Origin of the sequence: Caballeronia sp. LP006, from assembly GCF_031450995.1 — a bacterium.
Classification (GTDB): Bacteria; Pseudomonadota; Gammaproteobacteria; order Burkholderiales; family Burkholderiaceae; genus Caballeronia.
In genome coordinates this window covers 760,414-786,427 of sequence record NZ_JARTVW010000004.1, presented here as the reverse complement: position 1 = coordinate 786,427, position 26,014 = coordinate 760,414, and the positions used below count along the sequence as shown (strand labels likewise).

28 protein-coding genes and 1 pseudogene are annotated in these 26,014 nt (G+C 61.1%); 23 read left to right on the top strand and 6 right to left on the bottom strand.

Going from position 1 to position 26,014, the window contains the following annotated elements:
- The first annotated feature begins 43 nt into the window (after positions 1-43).
- The 7 genes from hutH (at position 44) to P9250_RS13700 (ending at position 6,346) form a co-directional block, all read left to right on the top strand.
- Positions 44-1,585 carry a histidine ammonia-lyase gene (gene hutH / locus P9250_RS13730; protein ID WP_310393556.1) on the top strand — a complete coding sequence of 514 codons (1,542 nt, stop codon included), beginning with the start codon at positions 44-46 and terminating at the stop codon, positions 1,583-1,585.
- Positions 1,582-2,277: a histidine utilization repressor gene (gene hutC / locus P9250_RS13725; RefSeq protein WP_244829373.1), complete on the top strand. Its 696-nt coding sequence runs from the start codon at positions 1,582-1,584 to the stop codon at positions 2,275-2,277. Before hutH ends, hutC begins: the two co-directional genes overlap by 4 nt.
- A gap of 2 nt (positions 2,278-2,279) precedes the next feature.
- Positions 2,280-2,855 (top strand): HutD family protein, encoded by a 576-nt coding sequence (locus P9250_RS13720; RefSeq protein ID WP_310393554.1) that lies wholly within the window; start codon positions 2,280-2,282, stop codon positions 2,853-2,855.
- A gap of 286 nt (positions 2,856-3,141) precedes the next feature.
- Positions 3,142-3,945 (top strand): N-formylglutamate deformylase, encoded by an 804-nt coding sequence (hutG, locus tag P9250_RS13715; RefSeq protein ID WP_310393552.1) that lies wholly within the window; start codon positions 3,142-3,144, stop codon positions 3,943-3,945.
- 314 nt (positions 3,946-4,259) lie between these two features.
- Positions 4,260-4,568 (top strand): DUF4148 domain-containing protein, encoded by a 309-nt coding sequence (locus tag P9250_RS13710; protein WP_244829686.1) that lies wholly within the window; start codon positions 4,260-4,262, stop codon positions 4,566-4,568.
- A gap of 453 nt (positions 4,569-5,021) precedes the next feature.
- Complete coding sequence (locus tag P9250_RS13705; protein WP_310393550.1) at positions 5,022-5,990, top strand: DUF1996 domain-containing protein; 969 nt, start codon at positions 5,022-5,024, stop codon at positions 5,988-5,990.
- Positions 5,987-6,346 carry a hypothetical protein gene (locus tag P9250_RS13700; protein ID WP_310393548.1) on the top strand — a complete coding sequence of 120 codons (360 nt, stop codon included), beginning with the start codon at positions 5,987-5,989 and terminating at the stop codon, positions 6,344-6,346. The genes P9250_RS13705 and P9250_RS13700 overlap by 4 nt, the downstream gene beginning before the upstream one ends.
- Positions 6,347-6,367: 21 nt before the next feature.
- Here P9250_RS13700 and P9250_RS13695 read toward each other — a convergent pair whose 3' ends face one another.
- The gene (locus P9250_RS13695; protein WP_250467350.1) at positions 6,368-7,063 is read right to left on the bottom strand and encodes a TetR/AcrR family transcriptional regulator; all 696 of its coding nucleotides are present in this window, start codon (positions 7,061-7,063) and stop codon (positions 6,368-6,370) included.
- A 352-nt stretch (positions 7,064-7,415) separates the two neighbouring features.
- Here P9250_RS13695 and P9250_RS13690 point away from each other — a divergent pair, with 352 nt between their 5' ends.
- From P9250_RS13690 to P9250_RS13660, 7 genes are all read left to right on the top strand, one after another.
- Complete coding sequence (locus P9250_RS13690) at positions 7,416-8,696, top strand: Zn-dependent hydrolase (protein ID WP_250467349.1); 1,281 nt, start codon at positions 7,416-7,418, stop codon at positions 8,694-8,696.
- Positions 8,697-8,789: 93 nt separating this feature from the next.
- The gene (locus tag P9250_RS13685; protein WP_310393545.1) at positions 8,790-10,112 is read left to right on the top strand and encodes an NAD(P)-dependent oxidoreductase; all 1,323 of its coding nucleotides are present in this window, start codon (positions 8,790-8,792) and stop codon (positions 10,110-10,112) included.
- Between the two features lie 38 nt (positions 10,113-10,150).
- Entirely contained in the window at positions 10,151-11,437 is a 1,287-nt protein-coding gene (preA, locus tag P9250_RS13680; RefSeq protein ID WP_310393543.1) for an NAD-dependent dihydropyrimidine dehydrogenase subunit PreA, read from the top strand.
- Positions 11,438-11,469: 32 nt separating this feature from the next.
- Positions 11,470-12,981, top strand: a complete 1,512-nt coding sequence (locus P9250_RS13675; RefSeq protein ID WP_250493565.1) for an NCS1 family nucleobase:cation symporter-1 — start codon at positions 11,470-11,472, stop codon at positions 12,979-12,981.
- A gap of 46 nt (positions 12,982-13,027) precedes the next feature.
- The gene (gene hydA / locus P9250_RS13670; protein WP_310393540.1) at positions 13,028-14,506 is read left to right on the top strand and encodes a dihydropyrimidinase; all 1,479 of its coding nucleotides are present in this window, start codon (positions 13,028-13,030) and stop codon (positions 14,504-14,506) included.
- 127 nt (positions 14,507-14,633) lie between these two features.
- Complete coding sequence (locus P9250_RS13665) at positions 14,634-15,404, top strand: CDP-diacylglycerol diphosphatase (protein ID WP_250526838.1); 771 nt, start codon at positions 14,634-14,636, stop codon at positions 15,402-15,404.
- A gap of 13 nt (positions 15,405-15,417) precedes the next feature.
- On the top strand, positions 15,418-15,918 hold the full coding sequence (locus P9250_RS13660; RefSeq protein WP_310393539.1) for a BrnT family toxin: 501 nt from the start codon (positions 15,418-15,420) through the stop codon (positions 15,916-15,918).
- Between the two features lie 82 nt (positions 15,919-16,000).
- On the opposite strand, the gene P9250_RS13655 is transcribed toward P9250_RS13660, so the two are convergent.
- The 3 genes from P9250_RS13655 to P9250_RS13645 all read right to left on the bottom strand — a co-directional run bounded on the left by P9250_RS13655 (position 16,001) and on the right by P9250_RS13645 (position 18,142).
- Positions 16,001-16,315 carry a hypothetical protein gene (locus P9250_RS13655; protein ID WP_244829384.1) on the bottom strand — a complete coding sequence of 105 codons (315 nt, stop codon included), beginning with the start codon at positions 16,313-16,315 and terminating at the stop codon, positions 16,001-16,003.
- A gap of 93 nt (positions 16,316-16,408) precedes the next feature.
- Complete coding sequence (locus tag P9250_RS13650) at positions 16,409-17,650, bottom strand: aspartate carbamoyltransferase (protein ID WP_409014898.1); 1,242 nt, start codon at positions 17,648-17,650, stop codon at positions 16,409-16,411.
- Between the two features lie 72 nt (positions 17,651-17,722).
- The gene (locus tag P9250_RS13645; protein WP_244829385.1) at positions 17,723-18,142 is read right to left on the bottom strand and encodes a secondary thiamine-phosphate synthase enzyme YjbQ; all 420 of its coding nucleotides are present in this window, start codon (positions 18,140-18,142) and stop codon (positions 17,723-17,725) included.
- 87 nt (positions 18,143-18,229) lie between these two features.
- Here P9250_RS13645 and P9250_RS13640 point away from each other — a divergent pair, with 87 nt between their 5' ends.
- The 3 genes and pseudogenes from P9250_RS13640 to P9250_RS13630 all read left to right on the top strand — a co-directional run bounded on the left by P9250_RS13640 (position 18,230) and on the right by P9250_RS13630 (position 20,098).
- On the top strand, positions 18,230-18,718 hold the full coding sequence (locus P9250_RS13640; RefSeq protein ID WP_310393537.1) for a BON domain-containing protein: 489 nt from the start codon (positions 18,230-18,232) through the stop codon (positions 18,716-18,718).
- Between the two features lie 108 nt (positions 18,719-18,826).
- Positions 18,827-19,311, top strand: a pseudogene (locus tag P9250_RS13635) (NfeD family protein); the annotation flags it as partial.
- A gap of 13 nt (positions 19,312-19,324) precedes the next feature.
- Positions 19,325-20,098: a slipin family protein gene (locus P9250_RS13630; RefSeq protein WP_244829387.1), complete on the top strand. Its 774-nt coding sequence runs from the start codon at positions 19,325-19,327 to the stop codon at positions 20,096-20,098.
- Here the strand turns inward: P9250_RS13630 and P9250_RS13625 are convergent.
- On the bottom strand, positions 20,095-20,631 hold the full coding sequence (locus P9250_RS13625; protein ID WP_310393535.1) for a carboxymuconolactone decarboxylase family protein: 537 nt from the start codon (positions 20,629-20,631) through the stop codon (positions 20,095-20,097). The genes P9250_RS13630 and P9250_RS13625 overlap by 4 nt on opposite strands.
- A gap of 127 nt (positions 20,632-20,758) precedes the next feature.
- Positions 20,759-21,343 (bottom strand): DNA-3-methyladenine glycosylase, encoded by a 585-nt coding sequence (locus P9250_RS13620; protein WP_244829389.1) that lies wholly within the window; start codon positions 21,341-21,343, stop codon positions 20,759-20,761.
- Positions 21,344-21,390: 47 nt separating this feature from the next.
- On the opposite strand from P9250_RS13620, the gene P9250_RS13615 reads away from it, so the two are divergent.
- The 6 genes from P9250_RS13615 (at position 21,391) to P9250_RS13590 (ending at position 26,001) form a co-directional block, all read left to right on the top strand.
- Positions 21,391-21,828 (top strand): low affinity iron permease family protein, encoded by a 438-nt coding sequence (locus P9250_RS13615; protein ID WP_244829390.1) that lies wholly within the window; start codon positions 21,391-21,393, stop codon positions 21,826-21,828.
- Positions 21,829-22,325: 497 nt separating this feature from the next.
- Complete coding sequence (locus P9250_RS13610) at positions 22,326-22,502, top strand: Flp family type IVb pilin (RefSeq protein WP_244829391.1); 177 nt, start codon at positions 22,326-22,328, stop codon at positions 22,500-22,502.
- A 64-nt stretch (positions 22,503-22,566) separates the two neighbouring features.
- On the top strand, positions 22,567-23,076 hold the full coding sequence (locus P9250_RS13605) for a prepilin peptidase (protein ID WP_250467343.1): 510 nt from the start codon (positions 22,567-22,569) through the stop codon (positions 23,074-23,076).
- A gap of 12 nt (positions 23,077-23,088) precedes the next feature.
- A complete protein-coding gene (gene cpaB, locus P9250_RS13600; RefSeq protein WP_244829393.1) occupies positions 23,089-24,066 on the top strand; it encodes a Flp pilus assembly protein CpaB in 978 nt (325 codons plus the stop codon).
- 44 nt (positions 24,067-24,110) lie between these two features.
- Entirely contained in the window at positions 24,111-25,610 is a 1,500-nt protein-coding gene (locus P9250_RS13595; protein ID WP_310393532.1) for a type II and III secretion system protein family protein, read from the top strand.
- 10 nt (positions 25,611-25,620) lie between these two features.
- Positions 25,621-26,001, top strand: a complete 381-nt coding sequence (locus P9250_RS13590; protein ID WP_244829395.1) for a CpaD family pilus assembly lipoprotein — start codon at positions 25,621-25,623, stop codon at positions 25,999-26,001.
- Positions 26,002-26,014 lie beyond the last annotated feature (13 nt).

The window sequence follows — 26,014 nt, the reverse complement described above, 5'->3', positions numbered from 1 at the left end:
GCCCGTTTAGACTTGTGCCTAACTTGTATAGACAGGAAGAGACATGATTACGCTCACGCCTGGCAAGCTCACGCTGCCGCAATTGCGCCGCATCGCGCGCGGATCGGATTCGCTGAGTCTCGATCCCGCGAGCTTCGCCGCCATCGACGCGAGCGCGCGCGCCGTTGCCGCGATCGCCGCCAAGGGTGATCCGGCCTACGGCATCAATACGGGCTTTGGGCGGCTCGCCAACACTCACATTCCCGCCGATCAGCTAGAACTTCTGCAGCGCAACCTGGTGCTGTCGCACGCGGTCGGCGTCGGCGAACCGATGTCGCGACCGGTCGTGCGTCTTTTGATGGCCCTCAAGCTGTCGAGTCTCGGGCGCGGCCATTCGGGCATTCGCCGCGAAGTGATCGACGCCCTCGTCACGCTTTTCAATGCCGATGTATTGCCCGTCATCCCCGTGAAAGGCTCGGTCGGCGCGTCGGGCGATCTCGCGCCGCTCGCGCATATGTCGACGGTGCTGCTCGGTATAGGCGAAGTCATGGTGCGCGGCGAACGCGCAAGCGCGCTCGATGGCCTCAAGCTCGCCGGGCTCGAACCGCTCACGCTGCAGGCGAAGGAAGGGCTCGCGCTGTTGAACGGCACGCAGGCATCGGCGGCGCTCGCGCTTTACAACCTCTTTGCCATCGAGGACCTGTTCCGCACCGGCCTCGTTGCGGGCGCGCTGTCCGTCGACGCGGCCGCGGGCTCCGTCGTGCCGTTCGATGCACGTATCCATGAGTTGCGCGGACATCGCGGGCAGATCGATTCGGCGGCGGCGTATCGCACGTTGCTGGCGGGCTCGGGCGTCAACCTGTCACACGCCGATTGCGAGAAGGTTCAGGATCCGTACAGCCTGCGCTGTCAGCCGCAAGTGATGGGCGCGTGTCTCGATCAGATGCGTCATGCGGCCGACGTGCTCTTGATCGAATCGAATGCGGTTTCCGACAATCCGCTGATTTTCCCGGACACGGGCGAAGTGCTCTCAGGCGGCAACTTTCACGCGGAACCCGTTGCCTTCGCCGCCGATAACCTCGCGCTCGCCGCCGCCGAAATCGGCGCGCTGGCCGAGCGCCGCATCGCGCTTCTGATCGACTCGACGCTTTCCGGCTTGCCGCCGTTTCTCGTACGCGATGGCGGCGTGAACTCCGGCTTCATGATCGCGCATGTGACGGCGGCGGCGCTCGCGTCCGAGAACAAGACGCTCGCGCATCCTGCTTCCGTCGATTCCTTGCCGACCTCGGCGAATCAGGAAGATCACGTGTCCATGGCGACCTTTGCCGCGCGCAAGCTCGGCGATATCGCGAGCAACACGGCCAATATTCTCGCCATCGAACTGCTTGCGGCAGCGCAAGGCGTCGATCTGCGCGCGCCGCATCGCACGAGCGCGCCGCTTATCGACGTGATGCAGACCATCCGCGCGCAAGTCGCGCATTACGACCTCGATCATTACTTCGCGCCCGATATCGCCGCCATTGCGACGCTCGTGCAGGCGGGCGAGATTGCAAAGCACAGTCCGTTTTCCTTTGCCTCGGAACAGAGCGCGGATCGAAGCGCATGAGCACGCCCGCGTATCAGGAGATCAAGGACTACATCCTCGAGCGCATTCACGGCGGCGAATGGAAGGAGGGCGATCAGGTGCCCTCCGAGAACGAGCTCGCGCGCGAGTTCAAAGTGGCGCGCATGACGGTGAATCGCGCGGTGCGTGAACTGACGGCCGAACAGGTGCTCACGCGTGTGCAGGGCGCGGGCACGTTCGTGGCGCAGCCGAAATACGCTTCGACACTGGTCGAGATTCGCAGTATCTCCGATGAAATCGTCGCGCGCGGGCATGCGTATCGCGCGGCGGTGCTGCATCTGGGTGCCTCTATCGTCGATGAAGCGCTAGCCGCCGAAATGCAGCTTGCGCTCGGTAGTCCCGTGTTTCATTCGCGCGTGCTGCACTTCGAGAACGACGAGCCCGTGCAACTCGAAGAGCGCTACGTGAACCCGGCCATTGCGCCGGAGTACGCGCGTCAGGACTTCACGAAGATCACGCCGAATCAATATCTGATGGTGGCCGCGCCCTTGCAGCGGGTCGAATATCGGATCGAGGCGTCGTTGCCATCGCCGGAGATTCGCCATGCGCTGGCGATGAAAGATCACGAACCGTGTCTGCTGCTGCATCGGCGAACATGGTCGCGCGACACGGTGGCGTCGGTCGCGAATCTGTGGCATCCCGGCGACCGCTATCAGTTCACCGGCCACTTTTGATCATGGCAACCGTTCTGCGCGCATCATCGCTCGCAGCCGTGCCGTGGAAGAACGGCGGCGGCTATACGCGCGAACTCGCGGCGGGACCGGAAGGCGCGTCGATGGATACGTTCGCGTGGCGGCTTTCCATCGCGGATGTGTCGGCGGATGGCGCGTTTTCGAGCTTCGCGGGCGTAGATCGCGTGCTGATCCTGCTCGATGGCGCGGGCATGATGCTCGCCGAACCCGACTATGTACATACGTTGAACGAGCCGCTCGCGATGGCGCGCTTTGCCGGCGAAACGCCCATCCACGCGGCGCTCGTGCAAGGTCCGACGCGCGACTTCAACGTGATGACGCGTCGCGGTCGCGCGCATGCTTCGGTGACGAGCCGCTTCGAGTCGCATGAATGGACGCCGGACCACGACGTCACGTTTCTGCATTGCGCGCGCGGCATGTTGAACGTCATGCTGGCCCATGGAGAACGCATCGCGCTCGCAGCGAGCGACAGCTTGCGTATCGAAAGGGCGGACGGACGCGTCGCGTGCGAAGCATCGCAAGATGCGTCGTGGTTGCAGATAGGCATCCATACGCCGTGAACGCGTGGATCGCGCCAGATGCCCGATGGCTGGCAACGCAACATAATGCTCGAATGGATGGAAGACGGCCAACGCGTGCGGCATCGCGCCAACTGTCTTTTCGATGCCGCGCTCGACGGAGGAACGCGGCTCCAAAAGCTGGCTTTCCGATACGGTTTTCTGCGAGCATGGTGAATCGCCGAAACGCGACGTCTTCGTCGGCGGATGCAAGATCATCGACGCAAGTTGTCAGGCGGACGAAGACGCAGTGCGTTCACTCATCGACTAATAAAACGCGAGGCATCACATGGACGATTGTGCGATCTACACGCTCGAGCGCGGCACGGCGCCGTTGCTCATCTCGATCCCGCACCGCGGCACGCGTATACCCGACGGGCTCGCGCAAGAAATGACGCCGGTCGCGCGGAAAGTGGATGACTGCGATTGGCATCTCGACCGGCTTTATGACTTTGCGCGCGAGATGGGCGCGTCGATTCTGCTGCCGCAATTTGCGCGCTATGTCATCGATTTGAATCGTCCGCCCGATGACGCCAATCTTTATCCGGGCCGCGATACGACTGGCCTCTGTCCCGTCGATACGTTCGAGAAAGAGCCGCTTTATCTCGAAGGTCATGAGCCTTCACGCGATCAGATCGAGGCGCGCCGCGCGCTCTACTGGCAGCCTTATCACGATGCGCTCGCTTCCGAACTCGCCGCCTTGCGCGAGGAACATGGGCATGCGTTGCTATGGGAGGCGCACTCCATTCGCTCAGTCGTGCCGCGCTTCTTCAATGGCCGGCTCACGGATTTCAACTTCGGCACGGCGGATGGAGCATCGGCGGCGCCTGAACTGGCCGAGCGGCTCGCGCAGGTCGTGGAGTCGGACGGACGTTACACAACGGTGGCTAACGGGCGCTTCAAGGGCGGTTACATAACGCGTCGCTACGGCCAGCCGGCCAACGGGATTCACGCGGTGCAACTGGAGCTCACGCAGGCCACTTACATGAACGAGGCACCGCCTTATTCCTACGATGAGGCGCGCGCGAGCGACGTTCAGCCCATGTTGCGGGAGTTGGTCGTCGCGGCGTTGGAGCATGTTAAAGCGCCCTGAATTTAGCTGGCGTCAGTATGACCATTGTCTGACGCCGCTGTAATGATGTTTTTGAGCAGCACTGGTTGTAGTGCCCTCATCTGGCGTGGAAATATAATTAAAAACAATAACTTAACGTCTGTCGAACTGCCGAGAGCACGCAGTTGCGCATCCGCCATTGTTGCGACTTCGACAAATATGTTTCCTGCAAATTGGGGTTTCCCCTAAGTCGCGTCCCTCCTACACTGTTTTCAAGCGAAACGAAATCAGAAACTGTTTAAAAGCTTCCGACTTCGTCTTCGATTTCAAAACAAAATTCCAGGAGGTTCATCATGATCAAGTCTTTCGTTCCGGCTCTCGTTATTGCTTCGGCTCTGGCCGCTCCGACTTTCGCCTTTGCACAAAGCAACGGCCCTGTGACCCGCGCAGAAGTTCGCGCCGAGCTGGTCCAGTTGGAAAAGGCTGGCTATAACCCGTCGACGGACCACGCGTTCTACCCGCAAAACATTCAGGCAGCCGAAGCGCGCGTGGATGCACAGCAAGGTACGTCGTCGTACGGCGCATCGACTGCGGGTTCGTCGCAAGCGGGCGCACGTCCGTCAGCGTCGATGTCGGATCGTAACTCGGTCTACTTCGGTCATTAATAGATCGAATAACGGCAAGTTGCAGTGGTGGTGGCAGTAGCAGTGGCAGTTGAAGGTGAGGTAGATGGCAGAAAGCGTAGTAACTTGCGAGAAGTGTAGTAGAGCAGTTCTGCAGTAAGCAGCACCAGGAACGCCGACCGCGATTTTGCGGCCGGCGTTTTTTATTTCGACGCCTTGTTTAATGCGGCGATCGCTCGATTTAATCGGCGCGAAAAAAGAAACGCTGATCGGCTTTGTTCACTTTCGAAATGAGTCGGCTTATGTGCACGAGTTAAATATCGCGCGTACTTGCAAAGGAGCGTCAATAAAATAATAAAACGAGGCTCTCTCGATGTCCCAGTATCCTAGAATTCATGTGGCAGAACGACGGCCAATAAATTCAACGGTCGATATTCAACGTGAATCAATGCTTGCGGCGAGCATTTCACTTTATCGAGAGAGCTTAGAATAGTCATGAAAAAAGCCACTTCCTTGCTGCGACTTCTATTGCTAATCGTCCTAGCAGCTACGACAACCGGCGTTTATGCCGGTCAGTTCAGCGTACAGTGCGCGTATTCTCACACGAAGCCCGACGATTCCATTGTTCGTTACGGATTACCCGGACTCGCCATGCAGCACGATTTTTTCGGCAACCGATCGACCGATGCCTTTAGCGACCTCGCAAAGCTGAATGTGAATAAGGCCACGACGTGCAACATTACGGCCGATGCGTCCGCTTATTGGGTGCCGCAATTGAAGCGCGCCGCCGGAATAGTGGTCCCCGACTTCCAGAAGACCTACTACCAAAAGAACACTGAGCTCCCGGTCGTCACCGCTATCCCGCAAGGTCTGGAGATGCTCGCCGGCGACCACCACGGAACCGCGGCAAATCCGGCTATTGCATATTTTTGCCAGAATGTGGGCTACATGGCGAATCCGCCGACGAGTTGTCCCGTTGTAAACGACAACGCGCAGTTTGACATCGTGATCTATTTTCCGGACTGTTGGGACGGCGAGCACATTAAACCGGATTTCTCCTCGGGCGTTCAGAACATGGCTTACCACAATAACAAAGATGGTTCATGTCCCGAAGCGTATCCGATCAAGATTCAGCAACTGCAATTAAACTTGCAATACACGCTTGGCAATAACGGCGATCTGAACGGTGCGCAGTTGTCGATGGACCCGATCATGGTAAATGGCGTGCTGACGCCGCAATGGGGCAGTTTATATACCGCTCACGCCGACTTTATCAATGCATGGAAACCGGATAGTCTTCAATACGCAACCGACAATTGTTCCAATAATGGAAACACCGCGTGCAGCAGCGATATTCCGACCTACTACGTAAAGTCCGGTTCGGATACGTGGCTTGACTCCGGCGGCACTCCGCACAATGCAGACGAGAAACTGCGCGTAGGTCCGGGCGACATTATTTCATGAAGTTTCCGACGCCTGTAATCACGGACTACACCTATCAAACCGCGTTCATACAGACTCAGGGTGGCGACGTCACCGACTCCACGGCGGTCTACTTGTACCTATTTGCCGCCGCAACCAATTGGGACGATCAAAACAAGCCACCTACCGGAAGTGCCTGCACGCCGCAGTCCGTTGGCGCTATCTATCTCGACAACGTTAATAAACTCCGGATAAATTCCATCGACGCATACGTCAAGCAGCAAATTGCCGCGAAGGCGCCTGAAATTGCGATCTGCATTAAAAACAACACGAGCAAGGTCGTCGAATTCAACTCGCGCGAAGTGAAAAACGGCGTGCCTGCACTGTTTTTGAAATAACGCTGGCCGCCACCTAGGCGGCTATCGGATTTCGTTGCCCGGCGAACGCGCGCCACACGCGCGAAGCACCAGCCGCACGACTTCCTCGGTCTCCTCGTCGAACGCCTTTCGAGTCAGCGCGCGCTTGCCCTTCAGCGCGCGAATTTGCGCGTCGAAATCGGCGTAATGCTGAGTGATCGCCCATATCAGAAACATGAAGGTCTGCGGCTCGACAGGCGCAAGCAGTCCACGCGCGATCCATCCTTCGATTACCGTGACGCGCGTATCGAGCCACGGTTTTACGCGTTCGTTCAACACGTCTTGCATGTGATGCGCGCCGTGAATGATCTCGCTTGCCCAGACTTTCGATCCGAGCGGCCGGCGCCGCGACAACTCCATCTTTGCGCGCACATAACCGCCGATTGCTTCGGCAGGATCGTCGCTGCATTCGAACGTATCCGCCGCGCGATGCCAGTCTTCAAAGAGGTCTTCGAGCACGCGTCGATAGAGCGCGAGCTTGGTCGGGAAGTAGTAATGCAGATTGGCTTTCGGCAGGCCGGCGCGCTCGGCGATCATCGCGGTGCTCGCGCCTTCGAGTCCTTTCTCGGCGAAAACGGCTTCGGCGCAAGCCAAAAGGTGAGCCTCGTTGGTCTCGCGAATTTGTGCCTTGCGCCGCCGCAAAGGCGGAACGGCGTTACTGCTTTCTTCGATGCCGGGCGACGCTTCGTCGTGTCTCATTGTTCCTTCCGTAGGCCTCGTGTGCCGCATCGTGCCTGATTTGCGGCGTTCGTGCATGCCGCGCTGTTCTCAATTCTGCATGCCTCAGCAAGTTCGACCAAGTGATGCTGCAGCGCAATGGCACGCTTCTCGCTCTGTTCGCTTCAACACGAAAGACGTTGATTTGCTTATTTTAATCGGCTACAACCTGTCCAGTCGGACAGGATTTGAAGCGAAACCGAATGGCTCGAATGCAGCATCGATCGTACAAGTAAAAGCATGCACCGCGCGCGTGCAAGTCTGCACCCGCCGCGCGCCGGATGCACGAAAAGCAGTCCCCGACATACGAAGTTCATCGTAAGGAGCGAGGCGCATGAACGCGGTTACGGATGCAATGAGAGAGGCTGGTCTCGACACGTCCATCAAGGTCAACGGTCAACGTCTGTGGGACAGCCTGATGTCGATGGCGAAGATCGGCGCAACGCCCAAAGGCGGTGTCTGCCGGCTCGCGCTGACCGATCTGGACAAGGAAGGGCGCGATCTCATCGTGAGTTGGGCGAAAGAAGCGGGCTGCACGGTGAGCGTCGACCAGATGGGCAACGTGTTCATGCGCCGCGCGGGCCGTCATCCCGACGCGCTGCCCGTCATGACGGGCTCTCACGCCGATTCTCAGCCGACGGGCGGCCGCTTCGACGGCATCTACGGCGTGCTCGGCGGCCTCGAAGTAATCCGCACGCTCAACGATCACGCGATCGAGACGGAGCATCCCGTCGAGGTCGTCATCTGGACCAACGAAGAAGGCTCCCGCTTCGCGCCGGCGATGGTCGCATCGGGCGTATTCGCAGGCGTGTTCTCGCTCGATTACGGGTTGTCGCGCAAGGACGTCGATGGCAAGACCATCGGCGAAGAACTCGAACGTATCGGTTATGCAGGCGATGTTCCGTGCGGCGGCCGCAAGCTGCACGCGGCGTTCGAATTGCATATCGAGCAGGGCCCGATTCTCGAAGCCGAGGACAAGACCATCGGCGTCGTCACCGATGCGCAGGGCCAGCGCTGGTACGAGATCACACTGACGGGTCAGGAAGCGCATGCGGGCCCGACGCCCATGCCGCGCCGCAAAGACGCGTTGCTCGGCGCATCGCGCGTGGTGGATCTCGTCAACCGCATCGGACTGGATCACGCGCCGCTCGCCTGCGCCACGGTCGGCATGATGCAGGTCTATCCGAACTCTCGCAACGTGATTCCGGGCCGCGTGTTCTTCACCGTGGACTTCCGTCATCCCGACGACGCCGTGCTCGCGAAAATGGACGCCGCGCTGCGCGAAGGCGTCGAGCACATTGCGGGCGGCATCGGCCTCACAACCGAACTCGAGCAGATCTTCTACTACGAACCCGTCAAGTTCGATGCCGCGTGCGTCGACTCCGTGCGCGCGGCAGCCAAACGCTTCGGCTATTCGCATCGCGACATGGTGTCGGGCGCGGGCCACGACGCGTGCTACCTCTCGCAAGTTGCGCCGACATCGATGGTATTCGTGCCTTGCGTCGACGGCATCAGCCATAACGAAGTAGAAGACGCCTCGCAGGAATGGATCGAAGCGGGCGCGAACGTGCTTTTGCACGCCATGCTCGAGCGCGCGTCGGAACCCGTCTCTTAACGGCTATTCGTCGATATTTTCCAAAGCACCGTTCGCGTCGTCCCGCGCGAACGGCGGGAATCGCTACGTCCTCATATCGAAGAAGGAACGCGTATGACCATGAAGATTGCGGGCCACAGGCTCACGCAGGAACAACTCGCATGCGAGTTTTCGGATGTCGCGCCCTTGCTCGATGCGACTGCCGCCGCCGCCGCGGCAAGCCGCTGTCATTACTGTTATGACGCGCCATGCGTACAGGCTTGTCCGACGCAGATCGATATTCCGAGCTTCATCCGCAAGATCAGTCACGGCAATCTCAAAGGCGCGGCCGTCGATATTCTCTCGGCCAATCCGCTCGGCGGCATGTGCTCGCGGGTGTGTCCGACCGAGATACTGTGCGAAGGTAGTTGCGTACGCAACCATCCGGGTGACGAGCCGGTGCGAATCGGCGCGCTGCAGCGCCATGCAACCGATTCGGCGATGGCGCGCGCCGAACCCTTATTCAAGCGCGCGCCGGAAACGGGACGACGAATCGCGATCGTCGGTGCGGGACCGGCAGGACTTGCGTGTGCGTATCGGCTCGCGCTGGCCGGCCATCAGGCGATCATTTTCGATGCGCGCGCCAAACCCGGCGGTCTCAACGAATACGGCATCGCGGCGTACAAGACGGTGGAAGACTTCGCGCAACGCGAGATCGAATGGCTGCATTCGATCGGCGGTATCGAAATCAAAACGGGCGTGACGCTCGGCCGCGATGTGACGCTCGACGAACTGCGCAAGCAATACGACGCGGTGTTCATCGGCTTCGGTCTGGCGGGTGTGCGTGAGCTGGCGCTGGAAGGCGAGTCGCTCGAAGGCGTGATGAACGCGGTGGATTTCATCGAGCAAGTGCGTCAGGCCGATGACCTCGCGAGTGTGCCGGTCGGGCGGCGTGTGGTGGTGATCGGCGGCGGCAATACGGCTGTCGATGCCGCCGTGCAAAGCCGCAAGCTCGGCGCGACCTCGGTGACCATGGCGTACCGGCGCGGCGTCGAGAACATGGGCGCGACCTGGGCGGAACAGGAGTTCGCGCAGAACAACAACGTGACCATCGTGACGCATGCGAACCCCGTGCGTCTGATCGGCGCGGACGGACACGTCACGGGCGTGGAGTTCGACCGCGCGGGCGAGCGCTTGATCATCGAAGCGGACATGGTGCTGAAGGCCATCGGGCAGACGCTCGTGCCGGTGGGTATCGACCGGGAATTGTTGAGCCTCGATGGCGGGCGCATCGTCACCGACGAGAACCGTCAGACGACGCTCGCGAAAGTCTGGGCCGGCGGCGACTGCGCGACGCACGAAGGACTCGATCTCACCGTGCAGGCCGTGCAGGACGGCAAGCTCGCGGCGGCGTCCATTGGCGCGTTTTTCGAACTCACGGCGATCAAGGCCGCGTAAAAACCCCGCAACGCATTCGATACGGAGCCGATAAAAACATGGCCGATCTTCGCTGCACTATCGCAGGCATTACATCGCCGAATCCGTTCTGGCTTGCATCGGCGCCGCCGACCGACAAAGCGTATAACGTCAACCGCGCGTTCGAAGCGGGCTGGGGCGGCGTCGTATGGAAGACGCTCGGACTCGACCCGCATGTGGTCAACGTCAGTTCGCGTTATGGCGCCGTGCAATGGAACGGGCAACGCATGGCGGGGCTGAACAACATCGAGCTGATCACCGACCGCCCGCTCGACATCAACCTGAAAGAGATCGCGCAAGTGAAGCGCGACTGGCCGGACCGCGCGCTGATCGTCTCGTTGATGGTGCCGTGCAACGAGAAAGACTGGAAGTGGATTCTCACGCAGGTGGAAGACACCGGCGCGGATGCGGTCGAACTCAACTTCGGCTGTCCGCATGGCATGAGCGAGCGCGGCATGGGCGCGGCGGTCGGGCAAGTGCCGGAGTATGTCGAGATGGTCACGCGCTGGGTGAAGGAAGGCACGCAGTTGCCGTGTCTCGTGAAGCTCACGCCGAATATCAGCGACATTCGCATGGGGTCGCGCGCGGCGTTCAAGGGCGGCGCGGATGGCGTGTCGCTCATCAACACCATCAATTCGATCGTCTCCGTCGACCTCGACCAGATGGCGCCGATGCCCACCGTCGATGGCAAAGGCACGCACGGCGGCTACTGCGGCCCGGCCGTGAAGCCGATTGCGCTCAACATGGTCGCCGAGATCGCGCGCGACCCCGAAACGCCCGATTTGCCGATCTCGGGCATCGGCGGAATCTCCACCTGGCGCGACGCCGCCGAATTCATGGTGCTCGGCTCGGGCAGCGTGCAGGTGTGCACGGCGGCGATGCACTACGGGTTTCGCATCGTCTCCGATCTTGCTGACGGCCTCTCGAACTGGATGGACGAAAAAGGCTACGCCACGCTCGACGACATTCGCGGGCGCGCGGTGCAGAACGTGACGGACTGGAAGTACCTCAATCTCAAGTACGACATCAAGGCGCGCATCGATCAGGACAAGTGCATCAAGTGCGGGCTGTGCCATATTGCGTGCGAGGACACGTCTCATCAGGCCATTCTCAAGGAGAAAGACGGCAAGCGTCACTTCGAAGTCGTCGATGCCGAGTGCGTCGGATGCAATCTGTGCATGCACGTATGCCCGGTCGAGCAATGCATCACGATGGAACGCGTCGATGCCGGCGAGTACGCGAACTGGACCACGCATCCGAACAATCCGGCGCGTGTCGATGCGGAAGAAGCCGCCAAAGCCGCCTGAAGTCATTGCAACGATCAACAGGAGTTCGTCCGATGAAGCAGACAGCGCAATCTGTCGATCCGAATTTCGCGGCCAACTTGCAGGCGAGCAGCCTGTATAACGACGACCTCGCGCCAACGGGTCCCGCGCAGCGCACGTGGAAGTGGTATCACTTCGCGGCGCTGTGGGTCGGCATGGTGATGAACATCGCGTCCTACATGCTCGCGGCGGGGCTCACCGAGCAGGGCATGTCGCCGTGGCAGGCGGTGGTGACGGTGTTGCTCGGCAACCTGATCGTGCTCGTGCCGATGCTCCTGATAGGTCACGCGGGGGCGAAGCACGGCATTCCTTACGCGGTGCTGGTGCGCTCGTCGTTCGGCACGCAGGGCGCGAAGTTACCGGCGCTGTTGCGGGCCGTCGTCGCATGCGGCTGGTATGGCATTCAGACGTGGCTCGGCGGCAGCGCGATCTACACGCTGCTCAACATTCTCACGGGCAACGCGCTGCACGGCGCGGCGCTGCCGCTTCTCGACATCTCCGCCGGACAGCTTGCGTGCTTCCTCGTGTTCTGGGCGCTGCAGATTTACTTCATCGTGCATGGTACCGATTCGATCCGCTGGCTCGAAAGCTGGTCCGCGCCGATCAAGGTGCTGATGTGCATCGCGCTCGTCTGGTGGGCGACGAGCAAGGCGGGCGGCATCGGCAACATGTTGTCGGCGCCGTCGCAGTTCGTCGCGGGTGGCAAGAAGGAAGGACTCTTCTGGGCGACGTTCTGGCCGGGTCTCACCGCGATGGTCGGCTTCTGGGCGACGCTCGCGCTGAACATTCCCGACTTCACGCGCTTCGCCCGCTCGCAGCGCGATCAGGTGATCGGGCAGTCCATCGGTCTGCCTGCGCCGATGGCCTTGTTGTCCGTGATTTCGGTGGTGGTGACATCGGCGACCGTCGTGATCTACGGCAAGGCGATCTGGGACCCGATCGACCTGACGAGCCGCATGACGGGCATCGGCGTGGGCGTTGCGCTCGTCATCCTGACACTCGATACCATGTGCTGCAATCTCGCGGCCAATCTCGTCGGTCCGGCTTACGATTTTTCGAGTCTCTGGCCAAAGGGCATTTCGTATCGCGCGGGCGGCATGATCACGGCGACGATCGCCATCGTCATGATGCCGTGGAAAATTCTCGCCACCACGCAGGGTTATATCTTTACCTGGCTCGTCGGTTACTCGGCGTTGCTCGGGCCCGTCGCGGGCATTTTGATGGTCGATTACTTTCTGATTCGCGGCACCCGGCTCGATCACCGCGAACTCTTCGATGAACACGGCGAATATTCGTATAGCGGCGGCTGGAATATCGCGGCGGTCGTGGCGCTGCTCGTCGGCGTGCTGCCCAATTTGCCGGGCTTCCTGCATACGGCGTTCCCCGCGTCGTTCCCGAACGTGCCGGCGTTCTTCAACATGCTTTATACGTATGCCTGGTTCGTCGGGCTCGTGCTGGCCGCGCTCGTGTATGGTTCGTGGATGAAGCTGCGTGGCAGCCCGCAGGCCGGGGTTCTGAGCGCATGAGCGTCCGAAGGAATTTTCGAAGCCCAAGATTCGCAAGGAGAAGACAATGCCAACCCTGATTCGCGGCGGCACCATCATCGATCCGGAACGCAGCTATCGCGCAGATGTCTTGTGCGCCGACGCCGCGTCCGGCGGCACGATCCTGGCGATCGGGCCGGATCTCGAAGCACCGGCGGGCACGAAGATCGTCGACGCGGGCGGACAGTACGTGATGCCCGGCGGGATCGATCCGCACACGCACATGGAACTGCCTTTCATGGGCACGACCGCCAGCGACGACTTCTATACCGGCACGGCGGCGGGCTTGTCGGGCGGCACGACGAGCATCATCGATTTCGTGATTCCGAGCCCGAAGCAACCGCTCATGGCAGCGTTCAAGGAGTGGCGCGGCTGGGCCGAGAAGGCATCGGCGGATTATGGCTTTCACGTCGCGGTGACGTGGTGGGACGAATCGGTGCATCGCGACATGGGCCTGCTCGTGCATGAGCACGGCGTCTCCAGCTTCAAGCATTTCATGGCCTACAAGAACGCGATCATGGCCGATGACGAAGTGCTCGTGAACAGCTTCACGCGCTCGCTCGAACTCGGCGCGCTGCCGACCGTGCATGCGGAAAACGGCGAGCTCGTGTTCCAGTTGCAGAAGCAACTGCTTGCGAAGGGCTTCACGGGACCGGAGGCGCATCCGCTTTCGCGGCCGCCTGAAGTGGAGGGCGAGGCGGCCAATCGCGCGATTCGCATCGCGCAGGTGCTCGGCGTGCCTATCTACATCGTGCATGTATCGGCGAAAGATGCCGTCGATGTCATCGCGCGTGCTCGCAGCGATGGCCTGCGTGTGTTCGGCGAAGTGCTGCCGGGGCATCTCGTGATCGATGAATCGGTGTATCGCGATCCCGACTGGACGCGTGCCGCCGCGCACGTGATGAGCCCGCCGTTTCGCACGAGCGAGCATCGCGAGGCGCTGTGGCGCGGGCTGCAGTCCGGGCAGCTTCACACGACGGCGACGGATCATTGCGTGTTCTGTGCATCGCAAAAGGCCATGGGGCGAGAGGACTTCACGAAGATTCCAAACGGCTGCGGCGGCGTGGAAGACCGGATGTCGGTGTTGTGGCATCACGGCGTGAACATGGGGCGTCTCACGCCGAACGAGTTCGTGCGCGTGACATCGACCAACGCGGCGCAGATCTTCAATCTGTATCCGAGGAAGGGCGCGGTGCAGGTGGGTTCGGATGCGGACCTCGTCGTGTGGGACCCGGCGGCGACGCGGACCATCTCCGTGAAGACGCATCATCAGAAGGTGGACTTCAATGTGTTCGAAGGCATGACGGTGCAAGGCGTGGCCACGCATACGCTCACGCGCGGCGAACTCGCCTGGACCGATGGCGATTTGCGCGCGGTACGCGGCGCGGGTCAATACCTGAAGCGTCCGCCAAATTCGTCGTACTTCGAGGCGGCGCGCGTGCAGAACAAGCTGAAGGAGCAGCATCCGGTGGAGCGCGCGGGGGATAAGGCGATGAAGGCCGCCTGAGTGGTTCGAACCGGCCTCGTGTGGCTCGACGCTGCACGGGGCTTGGTCACATCCGAAGCATGTTCACACGCTTGCAAGCATAATCCGGCACGCTGTCCTCTTATCCAGCGCTGCCCGAATCATGCCCATGCGAAACCTCCACAAGCTTTGCCTTCTCGCTGTCACGACGGCCTTCTGCACGACGCTTTCCACTGCGCGCGCGGCGAATCCGAACGCGCTGTGGGAAATCGTCCACGACTATTGCGAGCCCGCCGCCGAGGGCGCGCCGGTCAGGCAGAAATGCGCCGACGTCAATCTCGCGGGCGGCTACGCGGTGTTGAAGGATATCGTGGGCGTCGCGCAATATCTGTTGATTCCGACGGCGCGTGTGAGCGGCATCGAAAGTCCCTTGATACTGGAGCCGCAGACGCCGAATTATTGGCGCGACGCATGGCAAGCGCGCCGTTATGTCGATGACAAGCTTCGCCGCTCCTTGCCACGCGATCAAGTGTCGCTTGCAATCAACTCGGCAAGCGGGCGCACGCAGAACCAGTTGCATATTCATATCGACTGCCTCGCGTCCGACGTCGCGCAGACGTTGCGCGAAGTCGGGCCGGGCATCGGCCGCGAATGGGCGCCGTTGCCGGTGCGCTTGCGCGGGCATCGGTACGACGCCATGCGGATCGACGACGCGGATCTTACGCATACCGATCCTTTTGCGCTGCTCGCGCCTTACGCGGCGCGTCGCGGACAAACGATGGGCGACCAGACGCTGTTGCTGGCCGGCGCATGGTTGCCCGATGGCAAGCCCGGATTCTTTCTTCTCAACGATCATGTGCAACCGGGCGACTGGGCTTCGTCGGAAGAACTGCAGGATCACACGTGCGCGTTAGCCGATCGGTCTATAGAGAAACCGTGACGAGAGAGCAAGAATGACGGCAGGCTGTTTCATTCGGATCACGAAGAAAAATTTTGTGACGCCGCTTGAACGCCTCTTGTCAAACTTCTTTCATGTAGTCACGATAATGCACATCGACATCTTGTTCGATCCGCAGAAGGACGCGGCGAACGTCAATCGTCATGGCATGTCGCTGGAACGTACGCGGGAAATCGCGTGGCGAGAGGTGATGTGTCACGCAGACGCTCGTCGCGACTACGGCGAGGTACGCGAGGTCGGCTTCGTGCCGATAGAAGGGAAAGTACATTGCGTGGTGTTCACGCAGCAAGGCGGCGCATTGCGAATCATCAGCTTGCGTCGCGCCAATAACCGGGAGAATGAGAGATATGAGCGAAGCATCGTACAGGTTTTACCGCAATACGCCGGAAGAGGAGGCGGAGATCGAACGGGGCATTCAGATGGACCCCGACACCTTCGTCCCTTCAGACGAGTGGTTCGCACAGATGAAACCGTGGGCGGATCGTCTGCCGAGTGAGTCACCCGCCGAGCAGATTGCGCCGCCGCGTTGACGTCCTGCATGTGCGACTGACTTCCCCAGTCAGTCGCGCGGCAACGGGTCAATGCGCTTCACGGCTTATCACTCGATGCGCGAACACTCGCGGACCGACGCCTTCGACCCGCGCTTCCGGCATGACCCGTCGCAAAGTGCGTAATGTAAACGCAAGGTCTTCGCTCGCTACATCGAATTCGAGCCTTAGGGCGCATCCTTCACGCTGCGCCTGACTGACATATACGCCGAGAGGCGAGTGAAACAACTGGCGGATGCGCTCGCAAGATGCATCGTCGTTCGCCATGCGGGCGCGCGCCATGATCCGCAACCGCTGACAAGCGCCGCCGTGATGGCCGGCAAACTGCGCAAGTGTCATATCCATGATCGGGCTCCATCGCGTCTTTTCTTGATATAAGCATACGCGGGGCCTTGTCAACGCCGTATCAGGAAACAGATGCGGCGCGTAAAAATCTCATCAATCGAAGCCCGGAAAAACCGCGTCGTCCGGGCCGATGGAAGCCGGCGATTTCCACGTCGCGTCGCGCATGGAATGCCGCACCTGATGCTCAACGCCTAGCAGAACGGCAAAGATCGCCATGCGGACTGCAATGCCGTTGTCGGTTTGCCGGAAGATGGCAAGACGCGGATCGTGATTCAGGTCGGTGGCGAGATCGTTCGCGCCGGGACGGCTGTCGCGCGGCAGCGGATGCATGATGAGCGTGTCGCGTCCGCAGGCTTCGTTCACGAGCGCCTGGTTGATCTGGAAGTCCGGCGTATAGCCTTCGATGGACTCGTCCGCGAAACGCTCTTTCTGAATGCGCGTGGCATAGACGACATCCGCGCCCGCAAGACCCGCGCGCAGATCGCTCGTCTGTTCGATGACATGATCGCCTCGCGCGATTCGCTCGATGATATGCGCCGGCATTTCCAGCGAACCCGGCGAAATCAGCGTGAACTTGAGGCCCTTGTAAAGCGAGAGCAGCTTGGCAAGCGAATGGACGGTGCGGCCATATTTGAGGTCGCCGACCATCGCGATATGCGCGCCATCGACTATCTTCCCGAGCCGCGAAAACTCGCGCTGGATCGTGTAGAGGTCGAGCAGCGCCTGGCTCGGATGCTCGCCGGGGCCGTCGCCAGCGTTGATCACGGGAATGTTGGTCGCACGCGCGAACTCCGCGACGGAGCCTTGCTCGGGATGCCGCACGACGATAGCGTCCGCATAGCCGCTGATCACGCGGCTCGTGTCGTAGATGGATTCGCCCTTCGCCATCGACGAGAACGTGAAGCCGGTCGTGTCGACCACCGAGCCACCAAGCCGACAGAACGCCGAGCCGAAACTCACACGGGTACGTGTGCTCGCCTCGAAGAACAGGTTCGCCAGCACCGCGCCCTCCAGCACGCGCGTGATTTTGCGGCGCCGCGCGATGGGCTGCATCATGTCCGCTGTGCGAAAGAGCGCTTCGGCCGATTCACGCGAGAACTGATCGATGGAGACGAGCTGCGGGCGGCCTTCGTATGCAATCGACGGATATACGCTTTGCGTAGATGTTCCACCCTCGGGCATGCCGTCCAGAATCTCGCCGACATAGCGCGCGGCGATCTCCGGCATGGCGCGCGATTCCGGCGACTCGTCCGGCAGAAGCCATGTGTCCAGCGCACGCCGCGACACGCCGATGCGGGCCGCGAAGGCATCGCGGGTCATGTTCAGACGCCGCATGGCGTCGCGAAGCACGGTCTGTTGCTGGCTCACGGTCGTCGCTCCTTGAATGTACGCGGAGCGTATATTAGGTCACTCGCCGATCAGATGCAACACCAGTTCGCGATCATGCGATGCCGTGCGGTGCTCGAATACGTATATGCCTTGCCACGTGCCGAGCACCATGCGGCCTGCTTCGACCGGAATCGAGAGCTGGACGGTGGTGAGCGCGGTGCGCAGATGCGCGGGCATGTCGTCGGGACCTTCGGCGTCGTGGACATAGCGGCCCGGCGCTTCGGGGGCGACGGTTTCGAAATAGCGTTCGAGGTCCGTGCGCACGTCGGGATCAGCGTTCTCCTGAATCAAGAGCGACGCGGACGTGTGTCTGCAGAAGATGGTCAGCAAGCCGGTGCGGATATCCTGATGATCGACCCAGCGGTCGATGGCGCGCGTGACTTCGTGCAAACCGCGCGAGCCGGTTGCAACCGTCAGATGTTGAAGTGCCTGTTTCATGTCGGTCCCGTTCGAAAAGATGCGAAAGATGCGGGAAGATGCTTCTGTCAGTCTACCGGCTATGCTTTGGCAAGGGAGCAAAGAGCGATGACATCGAAAGTCCCGCCCGGATGGCGCTATCTGACCGCGTTGGCGTGCCTGCTGCCCATCACGCTTGCGGCACTCGCCGATGAAGCACGCGTCAATCGCGGTGACGACCCGTTCATGCAAGTATCGAAAGCAATCGCGAATTGCCCGACCCCGCGCGGTCCCGTCGAAACCGAACAGGAATGGCGCGACGAAGCGCATTACCGCATCGAGCGCGGCAATAGCTGCTGGATCGCGGGACGCTGCCGCCTCTCGAACAGCTACGCGTACGACCGGGAAATCGCCGAGAGCACGACGCGCCGCCTCAACGCGCTCAACGCGTCGCTGCAGTGGCGCGAGCACACCAGCCTGTGGCTTACGATGCAGCGCCGCTTCATCTATCTCGACGGCTGCGTCACGCGCGATTTCGACAAAGCGCGCTTCGTATCGGAATTAGGCGAGACCGCCGATGTCGAAAAGATCATCGACCGGACGACAACGCAGCCCTGAGCGCGCATTTCGCGCGTAAGCTGAAAGCAGCATCGTCCCCAGCGGTCGTCGCCCATGAAAACCCATCTTTCCGAGTGGCTCAGTCATATGTCGCTGATGGCCACGTTCTTGCCACTCGACTCCGCCGGTCTGGGTCTCGTCGTGCTGGGGCTCGGCTTACTCGTCGCGGAAATGTTCCTGCCGACCTTCGGCGCGCTCGGCATCGGCGGAATCATTGTGTTTTCGACCGGCGCGCTCATGCTCGTCAATAGCGGAGTGCCTGCCTTCGGCATGCCCTTGAGCCTCTGACGGGGTTCGCTATCGTGGCCGCGCTCTTCGTGTTCGGCGTGTCGAGCGTCGCCTTGAAGGCGCGCAAGCGGCCCGTGGTGAGCGGCAGCGAAGCGATGCCAGGCAGTATCGGCGTGATGCTCGATGCAACCGGCGCCGCGCCCGCAAGTGGCTGGGCGCGTGTGCACGGTGAACGCTGGCGCGTGCAGACGGCTTCATCGCGAGAACTTCCAGGCGAGGGCGCGCTCGTGCGTGTGCTGTCGCGGCACGGACTGACGCTCATGGTCGAAGCGCTGGAGCGCGACCGGCAATCGCATCAACACTAACGAGGCATTAAAAATGGGGCTTACTTTTGGGTTTGGCGGCATTGTCATTGCGCTCGTCATCATTCTCGTGCTTTCGTCGGTGCGCATTTTTCGCGAGTACGAACGCGGCGTCGTGTTCACGCTCGGCCGCTTCTGGAAAGTGAAGGGGCCGGGGCTCGTGCTGATCATTCCGGCGGTGCAGCAAGTAGTGCGGATGGACCTGCGGACCGTCGTCTTCGACGTGCCGCCGCAGGATGTCATCACGCGCGACAACATCTCGGTGAAGGTGAATGCGGTGGTGTACTTTCGCGTCGTCGATCCGGAGAAAGCGGTGATTCAGGTCGCGCGTTTTCTGGAAGCCACGAGTCAGCTCGCGCAGACCACCTTGCGCGCGATACTCGGCAAGCATGAACTCGACGATCTGCTCTCGGAACGCGAGCGCCTGAACAGCGACATTCAGCGCGTGCTCGATGCCCAGACCGATGCCTGGGGCATCAAGGTATCGAATGTCGAGATCAAGGACGTGGATATCGCCGAGACGATGATCCGCGCCATCGCGCGCCAGGCCGAAGCCGAGCGCGAGCGCCGCGCGAAGATCATTCATGCGGAAGGGGAGTTGCAGGCATCCGAGAAACTTCTGCAAGCGGCTCAGATGCTGGCGCAGGCGCCGCAAGCCATGCAACTGCGCTACTTGCAGACGTTGACGACGATCGCCAGTGACAAGAGCACGACGATCGTCTTCCCCATACCGATCGATATCGTGAGCGCGGTGCTCGACAAGATCGGCAAGGGTGGCCGCGAGAGTTAAACCAGCGCTGGGAAGTCCAGCGTGGTGTCGTTCACGCGATTGAAGAGATTCGTGAAGTTGATGACGCTCGCGGCGAAGAGCGCGTCGATCACTTGCGCGTCGCTGTAACCTGCCGCGCGCACGGCATCGAGCACTTCGGCTTTCACCGTGCCGCGTGAACCGGTGGCTTCGCGCACGAAGCGCACGAGCGCATCGCGTTTATCGTTGCCAGTGGCGATACCCGCGCGAATCTGCTTCGTTTCTTCCTGCGTGAGACCGGCCAGCTTGCCGACGACCGTGTGCGCGGCTTCACAATAATCACAACCTGCCTGTCCGCTAACGGCGAGCTTCACGGCTTCGATATCGGCTTTGCTCAAACTGCTTTTAGCGAGCGTCGCGTCATTGGCGAGCGATGCCGCGAGCGCGCCGGGACTATGCGTGCCGACGGTTGCATACGCATTGGGTACGCGGCCTGCGGCCTTCTTGATCTTGGCGAAGAGTTCGGCGGTGTCACCCGTGGCTTCGTTCACATCGACTTTGGAAATGCGGGACATGGTGTGCTCCTTTTGGTTGATTGCCATGTGTCGTGGCATGGATGCACTGTATGTCTTTGCCGGAATCGCGTGAATGCTCTCCAGGCTCGGAAAGATGCTCGCGCGTCTCAATCGAGTGGATGATGTTTCAAGAAGAGGATGGAAAGGGTTTGCTCACGAACCTCGACCCGGCGAGGCCGAAGCGCCAGGGCACGTCCATTGCCTTGGAAATGCCGATGCGCGGCCCGCTCACGATATCGACTGCATCGTCCGGTGCTTCGACGCAGAACGGCGCTTCGAGCAGCGACATGCCGTTCTGCTTATGCGTGATGCCCAGGGCTTGCGCTAGGCGGCCCGGACCGGAACAAAGCAGCTTGATGGGTTCGAGCCCGCGTCGTTCGCGCATGAGATCGAGTCCGACGAGCGGCTCGATGGCGCGAATCAGCACGCCGGCGCCATGACCTTCTTCGCGGCAAACGAAGTTCAGACACCAGTGGATGCCATAGGATCGATAGACATAAGCATGAGCGGACGGTCCGAACATGACCGCGTTGCGCGGCGTGAGACCCGAGAAAGTATGCGAAGCGGGATCTTCGCGGTCGTATGCTTCGGTTTCGACGATACGTCCACCGACGCCATCGAAAGTGACGATGGCGCCGATCAGCCGCCGCGCCACGATGTCCGACGCGGCATTGAAGTCGATAGCAGAATGGAGTGTGGGCTTGGCTTTCACAGAAGGTATTCTAACCGCGCACAAGATAACGACCGAGAGATGCTCACATGAAGTCTTCCTGGTTCCTCAAATTCTCGAATGGTCTCTCGCGCGTGGCGGGACATGCGTCGACGTTCATCATTGCGGTCGTGCTGGTGATCGTGTGGGCCGTCTCCGGGCCGATCTTTCACTTCAGCGACACATGGCAGCTTGTCATCAACACGTCGACGACCATCGTCACGTTTCTCATGGTGTTCCTCATCCAGAACACCCAGAACCGCGATACGGCCGCCATGCAGATCAAGCTCGATGAATTGATCCGTGCAGTGGACAACGCGCATAACGCTTTACTCGACCTCGAAGAACTCGACGAGAAAGACCTGGCCATTTTTCGTAAGCGCTATGCAAAACTGGCGGAGGAAGCGCGTGACGACTTGCGCTCGGCGAGCAAGGATATCGACATGCCGATTTTCCCGAACGATGCCAGACGCAAGGAAAAGAAATAGTGGGATATTGCGCACGATGACAGTCGCGCTCAAGGTTAAACAAAAAGTTTGCAGAACGTGCTAAAGCGCGTGACAAGCAGGTATTAATGGTTGTAGCATTAACCTTACAGCGCGATATCCGGTTTTAGCGATGCTTGAATATTAAGCAGCATCGGTCGGAGTGACGGCCTCGAACGCCGTCGAAGCCCTGCATGTAAAGGCGGAGCCCGTACGCTTGGCAAACGTTTTCTGAAAAAAATACAAAGACACGAAGAGTCGCGCGCTCGCTGTCAAGACACGCTTCAAACCCGCTAAAAGAAAAATTTCTCTCTATAAAGTTTTAGCGTTGTTTGCCGACAGCGGTCTAGTTCATTCATTTTAAAACGTCGAATTAAGGCCATTTCCGGCCTCTAAATGGCGAAGTAATTCCTTGTGGCTCTAGCTAGGATTGCTGTACCCGGTACCCCTAATGCCGGGCCGCACCTACCTACTCAATGCAAAAACAAGGAATGACCAAAATGACCAAGTTTTTCAAGAAATTCATCCGCGACGAACGTGGCGTCAGCGCGATGGAATACGCGATTCTGGCTGGGATCGTCGGCGTGGCGCTCGTCGCCGTGGCAGGCACGTTCAGCACCAGCGTTTCGGGCTGGTTCACGTACCTCAACACCAAAGTCACCGCCGCCCAGAAGTAACGACGTATTCGAGATCCGCGTCTCGCGGATCTCCCCCTTTCTTTCACTCGGTATCCGGTCCATCGTGCTGCTCGCATCCCTTGCCATCCGTCTCATCGTGCTGTGCGCGCTCTTGGTGCTCGCCGTCATCGATGTCCGTGCGCGTCGCCTGCCGACCGGGATCGTGCTTGCGATCGGTTCGCTCTTCTTTGTCGATGCGTTGCTGCGAAAGCTGTCGCTCGACGAGATCATCGCGCATCTGATACTCGCGTGTGTCGTGTTCGCGGTCTGCGCCGCGCTTTTCGCCGCAAAGATGCTCGGCGGAGGCGATGCGAAACTCGCGGCCGTCATCTTTCTCTGGGCTGGCGTCAGTCTGTCGCTGCCGGCTCTCACGCTCATCTCGCTGATCGGGACCGTGGTGTCCCTCGTCAGTCTCGCCACCCGCAACATGAAGGCCGATCAGACATCGTCGCCCATGCGCGCGCTGGCGATGTTCTCCGGCGCGCGCGGCGTGCCTTACGGCGTGGCGCTGGCGCTCGGCGGCGGTCTTGTGATCGTGCTGCCGGCCGCGCTTCCCTTGTTAATGACGCATTAGGCCGGCACTCACATGTCCAACTTCATCAAGTTCGCCGTTCTTCTCGTCGGCGCCCTGCTCATCGCTCTGGTCGTGCGTGTGGTGGTGGCAAGCGCGAGCAAGCCGTCCGCGCCCACCGTCAACACGGAGAAGGTGCTGGTCAGTGCAGCCGCCTTGCCGCAGGGCTTGCTTCTGCGTGACGAGGACATCACCTGGAAACCGATGCCGGCCAACGAAGTGCCGGTCAATGCCGTCGTGTCGGGCGCGCAGAATGCGCCGGAACTCAAGGGTGCGCTGTTGCGCCATCCGGTCGAAAGCGGCGCGGTACTCGTCGCCGACGACGTGATTCTGCCGAACGCGCCGGGCTTTCTCGCCGCGACGCTCAAGCCCGAGATGCGCGCCGTCTCCGTAGCCGTCGACGATGTCTCCGGCAATGCCGGCCTGATCCAGCCGGGCGACTACATCGACCTGATCCTCACGCAGCAGATGGACCGCCGCACCGATTCGCCGGACCTCGCGGTGTCGAGCGAAACGGTGGTCGAACATGTGCGCGTACTGGCCGTCGGTTCAGAAATCAAGCGCCCGAAAGCCAGCAGCGATGTACCCGATATGAGCGCGCGCGCGCGCACCGTCACGCTCGAAGTGACGCCGCGCATGGGCGAAGTCGTGGCGGTTGCCGCGCGCCTCGGCAGTCTCTCGCTCGCCTTGCGCTCGTTTGCTACTGCAAGTCGCGATCCGGCCGCCGCCGCCGCGGCAGCCAGCGCGACGTCGACCGAACGTCCGCCAATCTGGGCCGGCGACATCTCGCGCGCCGTTCGCTCGTTGCCGCACGCAAGCCGCGCGCCGCAGAGCGCGCCTGGCGTGGCCGCCGCGCCGCCCATGCCGCGCACCGTGATGGTTTATCGGGGCTCGGAAAAGTCGGATGGTCAGAACGTCGCCCAGGCGGCAGGCGGGGCGCCCGAAAACGCGCCACCGTTGCCCGGCGTTCCGTCGCTTCCCGTCCAGCGCTAATGCCCCAAGCCGGCGGTGATCCGGCGACCAAGGAAAAGATAGTCATGAAAACGCAGTTCAGTTGGAGATCGACGCCGATGCTGCCCACCGCGGCGAGCCTGCTCGCGCTCGTGTGCGCGGCATTCGGCCTGACGCCGCTCGCGCATGCCGCCGGCGCTCAGGTGATCAACGTCGCGGCTCGTCCGGGCGCAGGTGCCGTGCCGTCTAAAGGTGCCGTTACCGCGGAGGCAAGCCAGGGCGTACTCGCACTCGATGCAGGCAAAGGCTCGATGCTTCATCTGCCCGAGGACGCCGTTTCGGTGTTCGTGGCCGACCCGAGCATCGCGGATGTGCAGGTGCCGTCGCCGCGCGCGGTCTTCGTGCTCGGCAAGAAGGCCGGTTCCACCACGGTCTACGCGCTCGGCGCGAACAACAAGCCGATCTTTCAAAAGACCGTTGTCGTGACGCGCGACATGGTCGCGTTGCGCGCCATGCTGAAGGCGCGCTTTCCCAACACGAATATCGATGTGAACGGCATACAGGGCTCGCTCATTCTGACGGGCCAGGCGCAGAATCCCGCCGAGGCGGATACGGTCGTGCAGGCCATCACGCCGATGCTCGCGGACAAGGAAGTGCTCGTCAATCGCATGACCATCGACAAGCCCTTGCAGATTCAACTGCGTGTGCGGATCACGGAAGTGGACCGCAACGTGACGCAGCAGTGGGGTATCAACTGGCAGGCTATCGGCAGCGCGGCCGGCAACTGGTATAGCGGCATCTTCAGCGGCCGTCAGATCTACAACTACAACCAGCCCATCACGACTTCGTCGGGCTCGGTGACCTATCCGCTCAATCTCGCGACCAACAACGCTTACTCGCTGTTCGGCGGGTTCCGGACGGCCAACACCGATATCCGCGCGCTCGTCGATGCGCTGAATCAGGAAGGCCTGCTCACGGTGCTCGCCGAGCCCAATCTCGTCGCGCTTTCGGGCCAGACGGCGAGCTTCCTCGCGGGCGGCGAGTTTCCGATTCCGGTGTCGCAGATCAACGGCGCGATCACGGTCGAATTCAAGCAGTTCGGCGTCAAGCTCGACTTCACGCCGACCGTGCTCAACGACCGCCGCATCAGCCTGAAAGTGCGGCCGGAAGTCAGCCAGATCGACACGACGGCAAGCGTGACGACCAACGGCGTGACCGTGCCGGGCCTTTCGGTGCGCCGCGCGGATACCACCGTCGAACTGGCGAGCGGTCAGAGCTTCGCCATTGGCGGGCTGCTCCAGAGCAATACGACCGACCTCGTATCGCAAGTACCCGGCATCGGCTCGATCCCGGTGCTCGGCAAGCTGTTTTCCTCGTCGAACTACCAGAACAACAAGACCGAGCTCGTGATCATGGTGACGCCGTATATCGTCGAGCCGACCGATCCGGCCAAGCTGCGCACACCGATCGAGTCGCTGGTGTCGCCGAGCGGCGACATCGAATATGGTTTCGCCCGAATGTTTGGGGGCACCGAATCGGCACCGGGAAACCCTCGTCTCGTCGGCGCGGCCGGCTACGTCTATTGAGCCTGATGCCATGAACCACGCACGTTTCATTTCGCTCTTCACCGCCTGCTCGCTCGCTTTGCCGCTTGCTGGCTGCTTCATCAAGCCGCCCGTGAGCATGCCCGATTCACGCGTCATTGGTTACGACGGCAACGCCGCCGTGCCGCCCGACTGCGAGAAACTCACGCGCGCCTCGCTGTTGTTCGATTCCGGCGTGCGACGCCCGTCGATGCAATGGGGCTGTGCCACCTACACCAACCTCGCGGCGCAGGTCGCGAACCCGCAAGACCTCGTGAATCCGCAGACGCTCGGCCCCGCCGATGCCGCGGTCGCCGCGAGCGCCGTGCATCGCTATGAGACGGGTCAAGTGATTCCGCTCGACACCACGACGACTACGCGCAATGGCAAGTAAGCGCGCCTTCGAG